The sequence below is a fragment of the Segatella bryantii genome, from assembly GCF_022024215.1.
In the GTDB taxonomy this organism is placed as follows: Bacteria; Bacteroidota; Bacteroidia; order Bacteroidales; family Bacteroidaceae; genus Prevotella; species Prevotella bryantii.
The window spans coordinates 619963-637215 of record NZ_CP091797.1 but is presented as its reverse complement, the minus strand read 5'-3'; the positions used below and the strand labels follow the sequence as shown (position 1 = coordinate 637215).

Below are 17253 nucleotides of genomic sequence, written 5' to 3'. Positions count from 1 at the left end.
GTTTTTTTTATTCACGTTAATAGGATACATGAAGTGGAGTAGTGGGTTAGAAACCGATGTTGAGGCCTACTACCCAACTGCGAATGGTGGTATACGAACCATAAGATGTGCTATTGTTATCATAGTTGATCAGGTCGGTATCCAGCCATTTCACCTTCTTGTAAATCGTAAAAGGATTTTGTGCCTGTACATACACTTTCAGACTGTTCAATCCGATTTTCTTGAGTTGACGCTGACTGAAGTTGTAACCCAAAGAGATATTACGCATCTTGATATACGAACCATCCTGGTAGTTCATGGATGAAGAGTAGGTATCAGCAGCACCGATACCGTTACTACCTGGTGCATAGTATTCAGCATCCTCGTTTTCACCTGCTATCCAGTAGTCCACATCACGCATCATGTACATACCGCCCAGTGTTTCCGCACCCTTGTTTACCGTGAATTTCCATCGGCTATAGATGAAGAAGCTCAGCTCCCAGTTTTTATAGTTGAACGTGTTATTCCAGCCAGCCGACCAGCGTGGACGTATTCGGCCTACTATCCGTCGGTCGTTGGCATCGATCTTGTCATCATTGTTCATATCTTTTATCTTGATCTGTCCCGGTTTGCGGTCATACTTAGCCGCCTCTTCTGCCTCAGATGTTTTCCAGATACCATCGTATACATAGTCATAATATACACCGATTTCTTCACCGACAAACCATCTGTTGTTGACATCTTCGGTTACACCATTCGCCAGCGCCGTAATCTTATTACGGTCGAGCGACCAGGTAAGTGTGCTGCTCCATGTAAAGTCGCGTGTCTTTACTGGTATCGCATTGAGCGACAAGTCGATACCCCAGCCGGAGGTAGCGCCCACATTGGCGTAAGTAGACGTGTAGCCTGTAAGCGACGGTATCGTCATAGCCATCAGCAGGTCGCGCGTTCTACTGGTATACACATCGAGCGTACCATTGATGCGATTATTCAGGAAACCGTAATCCAAACCGAAGTTCCATTGGTAGGTTCGTTCCCAACCCAAATCCTGGTTTGCCATCTTGTTCGGGCTCTTCGCTGAAGCATCCGATGGAACAGAACCGAGTGAGGAGGTGTCTGATCCCCAGTTATAATATAATGTCTGTACAGCGCCTTTGGTGCCATAGGCAGAAATCGCATAGTTGCCCGATATACCCCAACCTACGCGTACTTTCAGGTTGCTTACCCAGTCTACCTTGCTCATAAAGGATTCCTGGTCTACTCTCCATCCCAAAGAGAATGATGGGAAACTGGCCCATTTATGTCCTTCTGAAAGACGGGAACTGCCATCCCAGCGAACACTTGCCGTAGCCAGATATTTGTCTTTATAACTGTAGTTACCTCTTATCATATAAGACGCCAACTGATCTTCGGATAGACCGGTAGAGTAGGTCAGTGGGTCGGCATTTGAACTCATATTATACCAGAGCTCTTCTGAAGTTGCCACATTCGCCTTCAGCGTAGCGGTTTCATAATGCGAAGAAGAGGCACTTTGCAACAGCGTAATACCCATCTTGTGATGTTGAGCGAAGGTCTTGTTATAATAGAGCAAGTTATCCAACGTCCAGGCTACACGCTGGTAAGGCGTATATTGCGCCACGTTGTTTCCTGCACCATTGATACCTTCTTCATCGTAGAATGTACCCAGACGATAGTATTGCAATTCGGGACCAAACTGGATACGATAAGAAAGACCCAGGAGTGGTTCCCACATTTCGCCGAAGTCGAGCTGTGCGAAAGCACTACCATTGATACGGAAGTTTTTACGTTTATTGGTCGTGTAATTGATCTCCTCGATAGGATTTTCGAGTGTTGCATTATAGGCGAATGGAGTCGTCACCAGATTGCCATTACTGTCATAAGGTACTGTCCATGGTATCATAGACCGCATGGCGCTATAGTAGCTGCCCGCACCCGTCGTACTCTTGGCATAGTTATAGCCATAATTCTGATCACCGTACGAAGCATTCATCGTAACTCCCATAGCAAACCACTTCAGCGGTTTGATATCGACAGAATTATTAAATGTAAATCTCTGATAAGACTGACCTATTTCTGTACCTTTCTGATTCAGGTAGCCGAAAGAGCCGTATGCTTTGATCTTATCCGTACCTCCCGACACACTCAGGGTATGCTCATGCGTTATACCCGTCTGTTTGGCTTGCGACGTCCAGTCATACGACCCCACCTTGCTAGCATCGTAGGTACCATTACTCCAGGCCTGTTCGATATTTGACCATCCGGCAGAACTGCCAAAGAATTTGTAGTCCAGGTCGTAATCAGGTGCAAAATCACTGCTCGAATTATAGCTGCCTGCATTATAATACGCATAGCGTGCATACTGCAACCATTCAGCAGCCGTCATCCAGTCAGCCACGTCAGACAGTGTCGAAACGGTGAGCTTACCAGAATAATTCACAGAAACTTTACCCTCTTTTCCTTTTTTTGTCGTCACGATAACTACACCGTTAGCACCACGGGCACCATAGACAGCGGTAGCCGAAGCATCCTTCAGCACCTCGATACTTTCGATATCGTTAGGGTTAATACCGTCGATACCATTATTCTGGATAATCATACCATCTACGACATACAGAGGCGAACTGCTTGCGCTGATACTGCGCTGTCCGCGAATCGTGATCGAGCCCACAGTACCTGGTCGTTGTGAGTTGGTAATATCCACACCAGCCGTTTTACCCTGCATACCCTCTAAGGCATTACTCACCGGCATCGCTGTAAGATCCTTACTGTCGATATGAGCCAGCGCTCCCGTCACATCACTTTTGCGCTGTACACCATAACCTACCACAACCACCTCATCCAGAAGTTCGTTATCTTCTTTCAGGGTGATATTAATACTCGCACGACCGTTTGTGGATATATTTTGCGGTTTATATCCCACGTACGATATACTTAATGTAGCCTTATCAGCTACATCTTTGAGGATGTATCGACCGTCAAGATCGGTCACCACTCCTTGAGATGTGCCTTTCACGAGTACGCTTGCCCCAATAATAGGCTCTCCATTCGTGTCAGTCACGGTACCCGATATTGTTTTTTGCGCCATAGCATAGCCAGGGCATAGCGTTATCAGGCTTAGCAAAGTTAGTTTGGCACCATAATGGTCCCAATTACCACAATTCAATTGCTTCATGTTTTTAGTACTTTTATTATTTTTATTTAGGTTTGAAAAACAAATCTTTTAATTAACCAATTATAAGAGAAGTGTACTATCCGTCGCGGACATCAACATCTTATCTCAGAAATAAGAAGTTTGTGTTAAATAAAAATTCTGTTTATCTCAGTGTTTTTTATGGGATTATATCTCATTTTTGTGTTTCGATACAAAAGTATCAGTTTATCAGGCATATCAACTTTGAATTATGATATTCAGTCTATAATATTTGATTTTTTTCTCTTGCCATAACGCCACTCGGTGTAAAAGATTTAGAATTAATGCTCGCTAACTTTGAATATAAGAATCGTAACGATTCCAAGTGTTCATTGAAATTCCCATGTTCAGCCAGACTGAACACTAATTGCAAACTGAACCGCCCACTCAATATAAAAGAAAAAATTAAGATACTTTCTTAAATAAACACTGTATGATTGACTTATCCGTAGTATTTTCGGCTGTAGTGATAAAACTACAGAATCTCTAATAATACTCTATAGGACAAAGCATGACAGAAATCCATAAATTATTAAATTTCGTGTTCACCATCAGGAACAGAAACAATTATCATTCCGATAAAACCAATAACATTACACCAACCTATATATATGTTATGTTTTAAAATTAGAATCAAAATCCCCCAAATTCTAATGAAAATCCAAGAAAAACATGATGTATTTAAACAAAAAACAAAAATCCTTTGAAGTATAAAAAAAATGAAGTATATTTGCAGCGCGTTCAGCCAAAATGCAATGTTCAGCCAGGCTGAACGATAAAGTAAAACTGAACGACAGATTATATGATTAAAAAACATCAAATACTTGAGAGTGCTGTTGAGAATCTCAGAAATCAATGTCAACGCATAAGGGTTGAGGTATGTCCCCAATTTAATTGGGATTGCGATGGTCTTATTGAAATTTCTGGGATACAATTCAGATGTGAAATCAAACAATACGTCAAGAGCTCACATATACCCTCCATTATTAACCAGTGCAAAAGAGATGGCACCAATCTGCTCGTTGCTGAATATATTAGTAGAACGTCAATGGAACGACTTGTTGAGCAGGATATAAACGTCCTTGATACAAGTGGCAATTGTTTTATAGAGATAACAGATAGACTATTCATCCACATAACTGGTAATAAGAAAATCCTTTCAGAAAAAGAAAAGGGCATGAATTTCAAAATCTCAGGCATCAAAGTCCTATTTAGCATTTTGACCTTGGAAGATGAACAGATTCCGTCTATTAGAAATCTCGCATCAAAATCGGGCTCATCTAATGGAACTGTTAAACATGTAATAGATGTCTTAGAGTCAAATGGCTATATTTTTTCTAGTGGAAAGAACAAATTTATTAAGGATAGAGAACGTCTGTTAGAAGATTGGGTGTCTTTATTCAATAGATCACAAAGATCAGCTTTGCAAATAGGGCGTGCTTCATGGATTATATCAAATAAAGAATGGCAAAAGGTTTCATTGCCAGAAGGCATGATTTGGGGAGGTGACCCTGGAGCATACCTAATGAATGGCTATATGACACCAGCAGAATTCTGTATATACACAGAGCTTCCTGTCAGAGAAATAGTAAAGACTAAGGCCATGGTTCCTAACAAAGAAGGAGATATTATCTTCTACCAGAAATTCTGGGAAGGAAAACTTAGCGAGTTAGGTTCTGCAATTCTGTTCTATGCAGACCTTATTAATCAAAACAATAGCCGCTGTCTGGAGGCTGCAAGGAAAATTAGAGATGAAAGACTTACATATACAAAGTAACCAATTTGAACTACCACAACAGTTTGAAACGCTTAATAAGTTATGCCAGTGCTTTAAGGACCAAGAGTTTTTTGTCATTGGAGCTACAGCAAGAGATATGCTTTCAATAGCATTGGGTATTGATCTTTCCACAAGAACAACACGAGATTTGGATATAAGCATTGCTGTTGAATCATGGGATAGTTTCATGAAGGTACAGGAACTTCTAATAAATTCTGGTTTTGAGAAGGACAGCATTAGAAAACAAAGATTCTATTATAAGTATTTTGAACTTGATGTAGTGCCTTTTGGAAAGTTGAGTGAAGATGGCGCAAAGATTTTCTGGCCCCCAGAGGCGAGTCCTGAGATGACAGTAAGAGGCTTCGAATCCGTATTGAAAGAATGTGTGAACGTAAAGGTAGATGATGCGGATATTGAATTCAAGATTCCAACTACCGCTGGTTTGTTTGTTACAAAGCTAGATGCATGGATTGATCGCGGTCTTGAAAAAGACAACGACATGGATGACATGATGTATCTTGTGGATAATTTCTACCTACCAAATTGCACTGAACCAGTTTATACTGAAGTATTCGAAGCCGTTGAAGACTCTGATATGTTTATCTCTGGTGCTTATATGTTAGCTATGGATGCTTCTTTACTATTGTCAGATGAGGAAAAAGCATACTACAAAGATAAAATTGAAACAGAACTGACTAAACAAGAAGCAAGTTTGCTTATACAAAAATCTATGAAATCAAGCAAAAAAGATTATGATACTGTATATCGAGCTTGGGAACTATTTGTTAAACGTTTAGTAAAATAAACACCTATGGAAATCAGTCACTCTACTAGATCTGGTCAAAACAAAAGCAATGAGGATCGCTACAGAATACGTGAAGAAAAGGCAGGAACAGTCATTGTTCTTGCCGATGGTATGGGAGGCAGATCTAATGGAGCTACAGCTGCAGCAATAGTTTCCGATATTATCTGCGATTACAATTGGATTTTCTCAAATATCCAGGTCTCTTGTAACGATGCATTTGCACAGGCAGACAAGGCCATAGCCAAAAAGTCTGAAGAACTTCGTGCAAAAATGGGGTGTGCTGTTGGTTGTTTGGTAATTGTAAAAAATACGATCTTCTATTCAGGACTCGGAGACATTCGATTATACGCCCAGACAAAGACTGGCAAGCAACTTCTTATGTCAAAAGATGATGTCCTTACTGGAAAGAATGGACAAACATATTTGACTAGAAGTATACGTGGTAGAGGACTTAGGTATCCTATTTCTGTTATTACATTAAGTACAAAAGATATTCTAACGTGTTCATTATGCACTGATGGGTACTATAATAATGATCAGAATGATGATGCCACTATCATCGAAATCCAATTCAAATGAATATTCGAGATTTTAATCAATTTCACTAAATGTTTATCCAAACTATAAGACATTGTAAAACTCTCATTTTTCAAATATGGCAAATAATATGTGGAAAGATTCAGAATCTAAAAGTAATTACTCATGGCATTATTGATACTGTAAAAGATGAATTAAGCAATACTCATTGGCTCTACCATACTTTAATGTAATAGTCCTATTTCGCCCAGATGTATTCTCCCGAATATGAATATTCGAGAGGAATGATTCACCAGATGGTGAGATAGATATATCACCCCAATATCCTGAAGGCTGCGGAAGACCATTCTCATCCAAATAAACAACGCTATCAACCGTTATCTTAGACAATGTTTTCGAAGATTTAATGGTAAAATTAGTTCCTTCGGGTGGCACATTTCCCGAATAAGTAAAACCGTCATCACTTGTCTGTAATACTAGCCCTTGAACATGAATATTAAGAGGAACTTTTTCAATGTCTTTGTCACAACTATTCACTAATAATAATACACATATATAAAAAGCAACCAGAGATAATAATAAAAGTTTCTTCATTTCAATAATTCTTTAAATCTTAACTATTTATATTTTACATGGTAATTGAAAAGTGTACCACTTTCCAATTGTTAGCGAAAATACATTTTTTTCAGTAAACTACCAAATATAATCTGTAAATACATAGTTATCTGTTATTAAATTCCTGTTTTTCTTTAATCTGCGACTCTCCGTTCACTTGTGGTCATTACCGACGCTCTGGCCAAACGTGGCCTTGCCACACTTCGCTATAACGATCGCGGTTTCGGGGAATCAAAGGGCGATCCGAGCGTATATGTCTTGTTTTATACACTGAAAACAAGACAATTAACATTTCTTTTTTTCTTTTTTTTTTTTTTTGAAAAAAGATTAATTTTATTAATTATTTTTTATATATATTTGCAACAGAGATATTATTCGCAACAGACAAACTATTATTTAAATTCACATTCGCATCATGAAAAAACGGTTAAATCTGAATACTATCGGAGTAAAATCGATGGCCAAAATTCATTTGCTGTTTATAGCGTTCATGTCTATAGGCACGTTACCGGCCTTAGCCCAGGATAGCCTTCGTGACTATCAGCGTGGCTGGTATGTAGGTCTTGGTGGTGGCACCTCGTTTGGTCAGGCCACGTTCCGTAGCATCACCGAGGGGCAGACGCATGTTGGTATTCAAGCCGGTGTCTTTGGCGGCTATCAGTTCAGCCGCTTGTTCTCCTTAGAAGCTCTTGCCACGATGGGCCGTCAGAAACAGACCTCGCTCGATTGCGATCCGTTCTGGTTGTCTACTGACGGTGATATCAGCTTTGCTCCTGTCTTAGGCAAGCAGGGCAACTACTATCGTGACCTGGAGGCCAAGACCTCGTGGATACGCTTCGGCTTGCAGCCTAACTTCGATGTGTTGTCGCTTTTCACGAAGCCCACGACTAAGTGGTCGCTCAACCTCTCTCCACAGGTGTCAGCCGTTACGACCCGTACCAAGCATCTTGCTGAAGGATATGAGAACGAGTTCAAGCGTCAGTGGCATTTCGGTGTTGGCGGTCAGGGTTCCCTGGGCTACCGTGTTGCAGAGAACTTCGGTCTTCAACTCTATGGCGGTATTACGTGCCTCACTGGCGACCGATTCGACAATATTCCTAAGTACAAGCACAAGAGCAACCTTATCTATGAGGCAGGTCTGAAGTTGGCCTACCACTTTGGCAAACCGATCAAGTCTAAACCTGTATTCGAGGCCCCAGTCATCGCTACAGAGCCAGAACTGGTCGAAGAACAACTGCCTGTAGTCGAAGAACAACCGGTCATCGAGAAGCAACTTGTTGTGGAGAAACAGCCTGTAGAAAACGCCACACCGAAGGCTGAAGCCACCGTCGATTTACCAACAATCTACTTTGCTCACAACAGTCACCGTCTGACACAGAAAGAGGCCGATAAGCTCAATGCTGTGGCAGAGATGCTGAAAGCACAGCCGGATGTAACACTGAGCATAAACGGATATGCCTCTAAGACGGGTTCTGCGGGTTACAATCTTCGGTTAACCCAACTTCGTGCCGGCACCGTTAAGATGTTGCTTAAGCGCCGTGGCATAGACGGCCACCGTCTGCATCCTGTCATCGGCAAAGGTATCGACCGCAAGGCACCAACCGGTAAGGAGGCCCGCCGTGTAGAATTGATGATGAACGAAAAATAACATATGAGCTTATGAAAACATCTATTAGAAAGAGAATAAAGACGGCTCTTATATCTAACATTTTAACTCCCCTCCTTTTGGGAGGGGTAGGGGGAGGTCTTCTCACTGCCTGTTATCACGACAAGCATGAGTTCCAGCCCAATGAGTACGACGAAGAGTCTGTGGGGTATGTCACTCCCCAACTTCTTTGGGAAAATGAGTCCGACTCAGCAGCCATCAGTTCCATTGATAATCTTTCTTTCCAGATAAAGGGCAATAATGGTGTCACCCGTTCCCGCTCCTTCTCCTCCGTAAAGGGAAGTGCAGACTGGCTGCAGCAGTTGCCGGTAGGGGAGTATGATATTCTTGTCACGGCCGATATGGACGAATCATCCGGCTACCAGTTGGTCAGCAGCGGTTCTTCTTCATCCAATAGCCTCACTCCAACCAGCGTATCATTGCAGGAATATGCCTCGTCTCCCCGCCAGTCGTGGTATGCCGTGACCCACGTCACCATCCTCGACGGGCAGATAACCGTGGCAGACTTTACGTTGCATCGCCTGCTGCCTACGCTCACCGTCAACGTGACGGGTGTGCCTTCAGGTACCAAGGTGGCTATTGCCGTGGAGAAGGTCGCAGCAAGTGTCATGCTCACCGAGAAAGATGCCAACGGCCGCTATGGTGTGCCGATGTCAGAGCAGACCATTGCCGACTTCGGCTCCCTTTCTCCTACAGCCGATGATGCCACCACGCTCCGTCTGGACAGCAAGCGCCTGCTTCCTACAGCAGCCGGTGAGAGCCGTACACAGTTTCGTATCACCACCACCGCTGCCGATGGCAATGTGCTAGTATCTACCGCCGACTGCCCACGTATGGAACTTGGCATGTACTACACCATGAACTTCGATTATGCCTCCCTTGCTCCTTACATGCGTTTCGAGGCTATGACCATCAGCGACTGGCAGGAGGGCTGGAGCTTCACTGGCGAAATACTTAATCCAACTAATAATTAAAGATAACTAAAAGCATATAACAAAATGATTAAAGCTTTAAGATTTATCCCATTCGCTGCTCTCGGTCTGATGGCCGCAGCGTGCAGCAACGACGAGTCGGCTCCCGCTCAGCAGGAAGCAAAGTACATCACCATCGAGGCGAATATCGGCAACATGTCCCGCGCCACCACGACGGGCAACGCCTCTGTGTTCGACACGGGTGATGGTGTCAGTATCTACGCCTGGACAGGCTCTGCCACTGTCGTTCCTGCCGACCGTGTGGTAGATGGTGTAGTAAACAGTCTCGGTGCCGACGGCAAGTGGACACCTGCCACGCCTATGCTTTGGGCCGACATGGTGACCGCCCACTACTTCCTTGGTATCTATCCTGCACGCACGGTGACCGACTTCACTGCCGACCCTTACACGGTGGACAACACCAAGTATGAGCAGAGCGACCTGCTTGTGGCACGCCAGATGAGCGGAATCGTGGCCACGCAGAACCCTGTCTCGCTGACCTTCGACCACGCCATGTCGAAGCTCTACGTCAACTTGAACTTCCGCAACCAGTGGGACGCAGCCCCTGAAGTGGCTTCCTGCGAGGCCACGGCTGCCAAGACCTGTACCATTGACTATCTGGCCAAGACCTACGCTGCCGGTGATCAGGCAGCTGTCGCCCTTGCCGCCAAGGACGCTGCCGAGGGCTATGCCCGCAGTTTCAGCGGCATCATGATTCCGCAGACGGGCTTCCGCACCGTCACGCTCACCATCGATGGTCAGTCCTTCACCTATACCCACGACGCTGACATCCCCCTCGAGGCCGGCAAGTATACCACACTGAACCTCATCGTGGGCCGCAACAAGATTGAGCTGGGCGAGGTGAGCATCAACGACTGGACCGAAGGCACCACCATCAGCGGCGGACAGGCACTTCAGTAAGAGCCCCACTTTTGCCTCTCTGGCGAGGAGGGCTCCCATCTACAACAATTCAATATTTTTAATTTAAAGCAATACCATTATGAAAATCAAAAACATTTTCTTCGCAGCCGCAGCAGCCATGGCGCTGACGGCTTGCTCCAGCGACGACGCTATCGAGACCGTACAGCAGAAGTCGCAGTTCCCCGAGGATGGTGTAATCCGCTTCACAACCAACTTGAATGATGCAGCAGATGCTGAAACCCGCGCCAGCATCACCAGCAGCGACGTGAACCAGAACGGACAGCAGTTCCAGGTAAAGATTGTCAACCCCAACTCGGCCACCTACAGCTACTTCAATACCGTACAGTTTGCCAGCGATGAGTGGATGCCCGTGAACCGTATGCTCTGGCAGAACGACCAGCAGATGATCACCGTGACCGCCGCCTACAAGCAAGGCAAGACATTCAGCGACTATGAGTTCATCAACGGTGCCAGCCTCACCGTGGCTGCCGACCAGAGCACCGAGGCCAAGCTGAAGCAGCAGGACCTGCTGACCATGCCAGAGAAATATATCATGACCCCCGCTACCGAGCAGACACTGCTGCAGAACGGCAAACTGGTCATCAACTTCTACCACGCACTGGCGAAGCTCGACGTGACGCTCGACCTGGCCAACGAGTTCTATAAGGTAGATCCGAAGCTGAACCACGCTACCGACATCACCGATTTTACCATCAGCGGCACCAACGCCGGCTATCAGTTCAAGGCCATGGAGACTGCCAACGAGAACTACGGTACTGTGATCGTCACCGCTTCGACCGCTGTCGACATCCTCGCTAACCAGAGCGCCTTCACTGCAGCCACCGAGACGAACCAGCACAGCACGGCCACCTACGAGAGCATCGTCGTGCCTCAGACCATCGCTGCCGGCCAGCTGACCGTATCGTTTAAGATCGGTACACGCTCGTTCTCTTGGACCAACACCGAGGCCATCACCCTGGAGCAGGGCAAGCACTACACGCTGCCTCTCACCGTAGGCTATGACACCGTGACCCTCAATGCCCACGCCTTCAGCGCCAGCCCATGGGAAGACCAGCTTGGCAATAACCTCGGCACAGAGTAAGTTTTAACAGGTCAAAATGTTGTGATAACGATATAACGTAATAACGAATAAAGAAACAATCAATATGAAAGCAACAAAATATCTTTCCATGGCAGCCCTCGCCCTCATGGGTGTACTCGCTAGCTGCCAGAGCGACGACGAGGCTGTTAGCATCACCCGTCCGAATAATTCCGTGAGTGTTAACTTCTCTGTAGGCTCGCTCCAGGGTACTACCCGTAGCAATGCCGCTGCTACCGACGACACGCAGCGCCAGTTCAACCAAGGCGACCAAATCAGCGTCAGCACCAACGATCAGGAGGCCGTCCTCTTCCAGTGCACGTCGACCGAGAACCAGACTTGGACTGAGGCAGTGTCCAACAAGTTCCTGCTCTGGACACAGCCCATGCTCACCTTCTCGGCCTACTATCCTGTGACCACCGGCACGTCGATGACCACTTTCACCATGCCCGCCGACCAGAGCAGCGAGGCAAAGATAGCCCTCGCCGACTACATGACGCGCCAGCAGAACATCTCCCGTCCTGAGGGCGGCAGCGACATCCAGATGCAACTGGAGCGCAAAATGGCCCGCGTCATCGTACGCATCAGCGGCTTCGGCAGCCAGTACGATGACGACGAGAAGACCGTCAGCAACGTCAGCATCTACAGCGAAGCCAGCGGCATTGAAGACGGCAATTCCACGGGCAGCAGCACCGAAATCCAGCCATACGCACAGGGCAACGGTGGTCAAGGCTCTACCTACACCGCCCTCGTAGTGCCTGGCTATGGTGACAGCGGCGCCCGCTTCATCCGCCTGACCGACGGCGAATACAACACCCTCCTCGTGAAGGGCATCCCAGAACTGGAGGCAGGCAACAGCTACACCTTCAACCTCGTAGTGGGTAAGAACAGGATTGAGGTAGCAAGCGTCACCGTACAGGACTGGGCCACCGGCGAGATACTCGCAGGAGGACAGGCACAGGAGGTCAGCGCCAGCGTAACCGCCATCACGCTCAACAAGACCGAGACGCTGCTTGGCGTGGGTAATACTGAAACGCTCAGCGTGAGCAGCGTTACGCCTGACAACGCTACCGACCAGACCGTGACATGGTCAAGCGACAACCCTTCCGTCGCCACCGTTGATGCCTCGACGGGCGAAGTGACTGGCGTGGCCAAGGGTACGGCCAACATCACCGCCACGGCCAACGACGGCAGCGGCGTATCGGCCACCTGTGCAGTCAAAGTCTCCACACTGGCTGCTGCCTTCGTCAACGGAGCCGTCATCCAGGTCTACTTCAAGTGGGACGGTAATATCGCAGGTGATTATGTCCAGGGCACCTATAACGCATCCTATGGTTCGTTTGAAGCCGACAAGGGCGGCAACAACTGGAGTCTTGACGACGAAGCCGTCTACAGGGTAGTGAAGAGCGGCAATAACATCACCATCAGCGCAGGCCGTTATGATTATGAGTATGAAGGCATGGAGTGGACGTTCAATGCCGCCAGCGACACCTATACCTATACTTCTGGTCTCTATGTCAACGAAGAGCCTAACGACTATGGTCTCATTTCTGTCACACTGAACGGCATTGACATCACCAACCAGCTGACGAAGCAGTGATCCCGCTCGGTCGGATTTGCCGCTCCAGCTCTGCTGGCTTGCTACCGAAGGGACGCAAGAATCCGACCGCAGTGAATATAAGCATTTGAAATGCGATTTTGCGGACTGTAAGTCCTGATACTCGCAGCAGTCGGATTTCAAATCCGACTGAACCAAACCCAAGGAGGGTGACCCTGAAAGCCACGGCGCGGACGGCCGCCATCCCTTCTGAATAGCGACAAGAACAGCGTTCTTTGGGCTTCGCCCGAAAAACACCATCGCCTCAGCATAGCACGAGCAAGTTCGGCTCTGCATTGGATAAATCGCTCACGCTCGGCAATTTGAGAGCGCGCTCTCACTGCCCTCGCTTAATCGCGATTTTCGGCTCAAGTGTTCTTTGAACCAATGTGACAAAAAACTTGCAAGCGCAAAGCCGCCCGAGAGTCCTCATAAAAGGACTTCCGGGCGGCTTTTTTCTGTCTTTAAGTCATCATTGTTGCTTCGTCTTGACGAACACGACACTGCCATTTTTCGCTTACGCTCAACAACACGTCTCGAAGGCTCTCACCCACAGAATCTCGTCATACCTCACCTTCACCCACTTCTCATCAGTCTTCACGAAGAAGCCATCCCTCACTTAACTCTCTAAAAAGTGACAACCTTTTTCTGTTAAGGTCATAGGATTTGACACATTCGTTTGAAAAAGTGCGTTGAGATAGTAGTTATTCGTTTGAAAAAGTGCGTTGAGATAGTGATTATTCGTTTGAAAAAGTGCGTTGAGATAGTAGTTATTCGTTTGAAAAAGTGCGTTAAGATAGTGATTATTCGTTTGAAAAAGTGCGTTGAAATAGTGGTTATTCGTTTGAAAAAGTGCGTTGAGATAGTGATTATTCGTTTGAAAAAGTGCGTTAAGATAGTGATTATTCGTTTGAAAAAGTGCGTTAAATAGTGATTATTCGTTTGAAAAAGTGCGTTGAGATAGTGATTATTCGTTTGAAAAAGTGTATCCAGACATCACTGGGCTTCCGATGGAAGGCAATGCCAAGGACAATGTTTTCAAAGTCTATATGTCCGATATTGGCTTGCCTTTCGTATAGAAAATATGGGATTTTACTGAGAAAAAAACGGTTCTTCGCTGAAATAGCAGCTTTGTCCATTTTACTTTTTCATCTTTTTCCGGTCTAATAGATTGTAAGCCGCAAGGAAACGGCACAATATATTCACGTGTAATTATAAAATGAAAGGAAAAACGATGATGAAAAAGATGATGTTAACGATGGTAGCTCTCGCTACAATGACGATGGCAATGGCACAAAACGACTTCAACGGAGATAACAATAAGTCAGGCCGTAAACCGTTTACTGTAAAGCAGCATACGGAGATAATGGCTGAAGTGCTGAAACTCTCGGATGACCAGAAGGCACAACTTCTATCGCTGAATGAAGCGTATAAGGATGTAATCAGTAGACCCGGTAGAAGAGGCGGTCGTCCTAAAATGGATAATACATCCAACTCTGAGCAACAGCGTCCTGAAATGACGGAAGAGATGAAGGCTAAGATGAAGGAGATGAAAGAGAAACGTCAGGAGTATGATACGAAACTCAAGTCTATCCTTACTGAAAGTCAATACAAGACTTACCAGGAAATGCATCAGAAACGTGGTGGCAAAAACCACGATAAGCGTAACGATGCTTAATGATTCCTGTGGAAAAACAGCGCATCGGTTATCGCTCCGATGGCTGTTTTTCTCCATTAATATATACGTTATCTAATAAAATATTTCTGGTACCGATAATCATGTTGTGTTCAGGCATTGATACGTTATCAAACCTGCAATTTTTCATGTAGATATTTTCCACTTGGGCTGTACCCTCATGGCCGTCGATATGAAGCGCATATTTACTGCCACTGCTTTTCACATTTTCGAAATAGAAATCATGGAAATAAGGCATATAAGGACCAGTAGGAGTATACCAATATTTCTGTTCGATACCCAGTACAGCTAAGTCGCAGACACCTACTTCTACATTTCTGACATATAGATTTTTCACTTCACCGCCTCGTTCTGGATTCGATTTGATACGGATCACACGAGTCAGATTCGGACTGTCCATTTTACAGTTTTCCACCCAAACATTTTCGCATCCGCCAGTAATCTCGCTACCGATACCTACACCGGCATGTCCATCCTTCATTTCGCAGTTGCGAATAATGATATTCTTGCTGGGTATATTCCATACTCTACCGTCTTCATCCTTACCACTCTTAATCGCAATACAATCGTCGCCTGTGTTGAATCGGCAGCGCTCTATCAGTACATTTTCGCACGATTCCGGATCGCAGCCATCATTATTTCGGCCGTGACTATCGAGTTTGACATCGCGTACGATTACATTCTTGGAGAGAAGCGGATGGAGTATCCAGAATGGAGAACGATTAAAGGTAAGTCCTTCGATCAGTACATTTTCACACTTATAGGTATTCACAAACTGAGGGCGCATACCCATCATTCCCTCGAACCGACGTTGTTCTATCGGGGTGCGGTTCACCTTATATTCTAAGAGCAGGTTTCGCTCACCGATTTTTCCTTTACTGTCTTTTTGAATATTACGACGTTCCTTCTTTTGCCAGTTGGTTTCGTCAGACTGTCCGTCCATAATACCTTTACCCGTGATAGCGATATTCTTTTCGCCATACGCATAAATCAGCGGTGAAATATTATAACAGTCGATACCTTCTTCGCGGGTCAGTACGGTAGGGAAGATGCGGGGATCGGTCGAAAAGAGGAGGTGAGCCTTATCGCTCAAATGCAAATCCACATTCGATTTCAGTCTGATCGGGCCTGTTTTCCACGTACCGTCAGGGATAATGACATGACCACCCCCTTGTTGAGAACAGGTATTAATCGCTTCGTTAATTGCTGCGGTATACAGACTATCTGTACCGTTATAATAATCGAGCATCTGATATTCCCGATTCGGAAATTTTGGTTCATGGATAGCGCGAAGCACTTTCTTCATCTGCTTAAATGGATTTTTAAGCTGACTTTTGGCTGATAACTGCAGCGTAGTAAATGCTAACGCTAACACGAGTATTGTCGTAATCTTTCTTTTCATAACTTATAGACGATTCTCTTGCGTTTTTGTCCTCAAATCTATTGGATATTGGTCGAATGATGAATGTTTTTGTTTGCTTTGTGTATTTATATATTTAATTATTTATATTACACTCTGTTTTCGCCAGGGATGCCAAGATACTTTTTCCCGCATAGCTATGTCGAATAAGCAAGTTACAGAGTAGTTGATGTAAAATCTCACGCAAAGAACGCAAAGTCGCCAAGTTTTTTTTAGAGCGCAAAGAGTTTTAGAATATCAAATCTCTCGCAAAGTACGCAAAGACGCAAAGTTTTTTGGGGATGCAAAGAGTTTTAGAGTACTAAATCTCACGCAAAGAACGCAAAGACTCCAAGTTTTTTTTAGTGTGCGAAGAGTTAAAGAGTATCAAATCTCACGCAAAGAACGCAAAGACGCAAAGTTTTTTTTTAGGATGCAAAGAGTTTAAGAGTATCAAATCTCACGCAAAGAACGCAAAGGCGCCAAGTTTTTTTAGGGATGCAAAGAGTTTAAGAGTATCAAATCTCACGCAAAGAACGCAAAGACGCAAAGTTTTTTAGGATGCAAAGAGTTTAAGAATATCAAATCTCACGCAAAGAACGCAAAGAAGCCAAGTTTTTTTTAGTGCGCGAAGAGTTTAAGAGTACTAAATATCACGCAAAGAACGCAAAGTCGCCAAGTTTTTTGGGGGATGCGAAGAGTTTAAGAATCTAATTTTTTATAGGCTTCAAACTCTTTAATATCTTTGCGTCTTTGCGTACTTTGCGAGAATTTTTTTATCCAAGATACTTTTTCCAGCAATAAGCAAGCTACAGAGCTGTAGATGTATTAAATCTCACGCAAAGAACGCAAAGGCGCAAAGTTTTTTAGTGCGCGAAGAGTTTTAGAGTATCTTTTGTTTTCTGAAGACAGAAGAATCTCTTTCTTATAGGCTTATACTCTTTAATATCTTTTTAATATCTTTGCGTCTTTGCGCTCTT

General features: G+C 45.0%; 12 protein-coding genes. 9 read left to right on the top strand and 3 right to left on the bottom strand.

Going from position 1 to position 17253, the window contains the following annotated elements:
* Positions 1-46: 46 nt before the first annotated feature.
* Positions 47-3172 carry a SusC/RagA family TonB-linked outer membrane protein gene (locus L6471_RS02530; protein ID WP_237796742.1) on the bottom strand — a complete coding sequence of 1042 codons (3126 nt, stop codon included), beginning with the start codon at positions 3170-3172 and terminating at the stop codon, positions 47-49.
* An 820-nt stretch (positions 3173-3992) separates the two neighbouring features.
* On the opposite strand from L6471_RS02530, the gene L6471_RS02525 reads away from it, so the two are divergent.
* Genes L6471_RS02525 through L6471_RS02515 form a run of 3 tightly spaced genes read left to right on the top strand, consistent with a single transcriptional unit; the run spans position 3993 to position 6351 of the window.
* Positions 3993-4967, top strand: a complete 975-nt coding sequence (locus L6471_RS02525) for a type IV toxin-antitoxin system AbiEi family antitoxin (RefSeq protein WP_094448465.1) — start codon at positions 3993-3995, stop codon at positions 4965-4967.
* Complete coding sequence (locus tag L6471_RS02520) at positions 4942-5772, top strand: hypothetical protein (protein WP_094448466.1); 831 nt, start codon at positions 4942-4944, stop codon at positions 5770-5772. The genes L6471_RS02525 and L6471_RS02520 overlap by 26 nt, the downstream gene beginning before the upstream one ends.
* 6 nt (positions 5773-5778) lie before the next feature.
* Positions 5779-6351, top strand: a complete 573-nt coding sequence (locus tag L6471_RS02515) for a PP2C family protein-serine/threonine phosphatase (RefSeq protein ID WP_094448467.1) — start codon at positions 5779-5781, stop codon at positions 6349-6351.
* A gap of 129 nt (positions 6352-6480) precedes the next feature.
* Here the strand turns inward: L6471_RS02515 and L6471_RS02510 are convergent, their stop codons facing one another.
* Positions 6481-6903, bottom strand: a complete 423-nt coding sequence (locus L6471_RS02510) for a hypothetical protein (RefSeq protein ID WP_094448468.1) — start codon at positions 6901-6903, stop codon at positions 6481-6483.
* 880 nt (positions 6904-7783) lie between these two features.
* Between L6471_RS02510 and L6471_RS02505 the strand changes: the two genes are divergently transcribed.
* The 6 genes from L6471_RS02505 to L6471_RS02480 all read left to right on the top strand — a co-directional run bounded on the left by L6471_RS02505 (position 7784) and on the right by L6471_RS02480 (position 14856).
* Positions 7784-8572 (top strand): OmpA family protein, encoded by a 789-nt coding sequence (locus tag L6471_RS02505; protein ID WP_237796741.1) that lies wholly within the window; start codon positions 7784-7786, stop codon positions 8570-8572.
* Positions 8573-8583: 11 nt separating this feature from the next.
* Complete coding sequence (locus L6471_RS02500; RefSeq protein WP_237796740.1) at positions 8584-9564, top strand: FimB/Mfa2 family fimbrial subunit; 981 nt, start codon at positions 8584-8586, stop codon at positions 9562-9564.
* Positions 9565-9588: 24 nt separating this feature from the next.
* Entirely contained in the window at positions 9589-10482 is an 894-nt protein-coding gene (locus tag L6471_RS02495) for a fimbrillin family protein (RefSeq protein WP_237796739.1), read from the top strand.
* Between the two features lie 79 nt (positions 10483-10561).
* Complete coding sequence (locus L6471_RS02490) at positions 10562-11584, top strand: fimbrillin family protein (protein WP_237796738.1); 1023 nt, start codon at positions 10562-10564, stop codon at positions 11582-11584.
* Between the two features lie 64 nt (positions 11585-11648).
* A complete protein-coding gene (locus L6471_RS02485) occupies positions 11649-13181 on the top strand; it encodes a fimbrillin family protein (protein WP_237796737.1) in 1533 nt (510 codons plus the stop codon).
* A 1216-nt stretch (positions 13182-14397) separates the two neighbouring features.
* The gene (locus L6471_RS02480; protein WP_237796736.1) at positions 14398-14856 is read left to right on the top strand and encodes a DUF4890 domain-containing protein; all 459 of its coding nucleotides are present in this window, start codon (positions 14398-14400) and stop codon (positions 14854-14856) included.
* Between the two features lie 28 nt (positions 14857-14884).
* On the opposite strand, the gene L6471_RS02475 is transcribed toward L6471_RS02480, so the two are convergent.
* A complete protein-coding gene (locus L6471_RS02475; RefSeq protein WP_237796735.1) occupies positions 14885-16276 on the bottom strand; it encodes a glycoside hydrolase family 28 protein in 1392 nt (463 codons plus the stop codon).
* Positions 16277-17253 lie beyond the last annotated feature (977 nt).